We start from the raw sequence: 2,372 nt of genomic DNA on the forward strand, positions 1-2,372 counted from the left end.
GTAATAACCCTTTGAAACAACTCTAATGGATAAGCAGGGTTGCCAACGGTTTCAACAGCATAGTGATTGGCATCATTAACAATGCCGCTCTTTTTATCAGTCTTAACGCATTGACGCCCCATAACCCATTCAAGAGCGGGCTTGCCATTGACGATATACTTATAAGCTTCAAGAGGGATATCTGTCATGATGATATTGTTATTATAAATAACAGTTGATTTATCTTTCTCTTTACCTGCTTTTGCGAATTTTATTTCAGTTACATAATAGAATTTCTCAGGATTAGAGATTTCTGTAACTTTTGGATTACCCTTTTTAAAAGTCACTGGATAAGGTTTTACATCTTCATAATTCATGTGCAAATGACCGAGTTCACGCCCTGCTGTTACGAACTTCCAAAAATCACCAGCACTCTTTACACAAGGGATACGAGGCAGTTCTTTGCATAAATTATGAGCATAACGTGTACGATAATCTTCCGAATGAAGTAGACCATAAATATAATAGAATAAATCATCTTTCGTGATAGTTTCATTAGGATAAGCTGCTTTAAAATGTTCTAGCCCCTCATCAGTAATAGCATCACGCCTTTGTAAATCAGCTGTTGTGCTTTCTTCTATAGAGTTTGTAAATAAAAGGGATTGTTTTTTATTTTTTAAAGATTCAGTATCTTCGTAAATATAACGTGGAAAACATTGACCTTTTTCTATTGCATCTAGATTAGGTAAATCCTTACTCATCAAAACAGAAAAACCACACCTTGCTCCTATGCCTGTAATTTGAATTACTTGATTTTCAACCGCTTGTCCTATCGGAAACATACGTGGTATTCGAGAAACCATTTCATTGAAACTGCGATTGTAATAAAGCCACTGCTTTGTAAAAGGACGATAAAGACTTTGTGTAAGACAGTTATTGTCAAAAGGAAAGAGTTTTGCTTTAAGCAATTTTTTTTTGAGATGATAACTCCAACTGATTTTACTTGTATCGGCATTGATGAAACTGTCTACAGCCTTTTCACGTATTATACTATCAACATGCCCATAGGCTTCATTAAAACGCTTTACTTCACTATTATAGAAAGCAATCATATTGCTCATGTTCTTCCCTAAAGCCTCAAGGCTCGAGTTATATGCCCAGGCATCACGATTAGTTACAATACCACAAGAATAAGTCTCAAAAAGCTTTTTATCATGCCCTCTTTTAACGCCTAAAGCTAAAAATGCGTTGAAACTGTCATCACGTTGATGAATCCAGTCACCATGCTTGTCTGGTGTAATGAGTTGCCAGCCTTGTTCATGGGTAATACCATCAATACTGCAAAATTCGTCAAGGATCTCAAGTTTCCTTTTAGTTGTAAGATTACTACCAATGTCGTGATAGTAAATTTTACATGATTCAGTCACATTGGGCTTTTTGATAAAGAGCGTTATAGCGATACCGGTCATACTACCATTGCCAAAAACATTTTCCCCTTCTTGAGCAGCCCCATTACTTAACATGTTTTTACGAATATCTCCTCGTAAATTGAGTACGTAAATACTGCTAAATTCTTTGGCTAAAGATTTTCGTAAACCGTCCATTGTCGATTTTTCTATGTAACCTGAACCAGAAACAAAGCCGATTATTCCAGCATTATCAATACGATCACTAGCCCAACGAATGGCACGAATATAGCTGTCATAAAGTGCTTGAACAAAAGGTGTTTTAGATTGAGCAGCATAGATTTCACGAATATGGTTATCTAATAGTGGATAAGGGGTCTTCTTTGCATTGTCATTCGCACTCTTTTGACCTGTTGAATAAGGAGGGTTACCAAAGATAACTTTAATATCCAGTTTCTTTTGATGCTCTAAATATTCACTGTTTTCTTTGAATAATTTTTGCAGAAGGTTCTTTTCTTCAAGCATGCGGAAAGTATCGGTCAAACCAATATGCTTGAAAGGAATGTACTCACCTTTCATGATACTATGATAAGTCGATTCAATGTTAATCGCTGCTATGTAATAGGCAAGCAAAACAATTTCATTGGCATGAATATCATGACGGAATTTATATTCCATATCCTCTGGTTTTATGAGATTGGATTGTAAAAGCCGTGTGATAAAGGTCCCAGTACCCGTAAAAGGGTCAAGAATAGAAACACCCCGTGACCCTAAGCTTTTTCCAAATTCATTACGCAACACATCATCAACAGAATGAATGATAAAATCCACAACTTCAACGGGGGTATAAACAATGCCAAGCCTATCCGTGGTTTTCTTAAATGCCTTGGTAAAAAAATCTTCGTAAAGCTTGATAATAAGATTTTGTCTTGCCTGTGGTTCTGTAATGCCAGAGGCACGGAACTTTACGCTGTCATAAAACTCTTG

General features: G+C 36.3%; 1 protein-coding gene. It reads right to left on the bottom strand.

Going from position 1 to position 2,372, the window contains the following annotated elements; all coding sequences use genetic code 11:
• Positions 1 to 2,372 (bottom strand): type ISP restriction/modification enzyme (locus ACFILA_RS09320; protein ID WP_375661100.1); only part of this gene is annotated, 2,372 nt, incomplete at both ends.

The sequence above is a fragment of the Bartonella sp. CL71SXKL genome (assembly GCF_042194935.1).
Lineage (GTDB): Bacteria > Pseudomonadota > Alphaproteobacteria > Rhizobiales > Rhizobiaceae > Bartonella.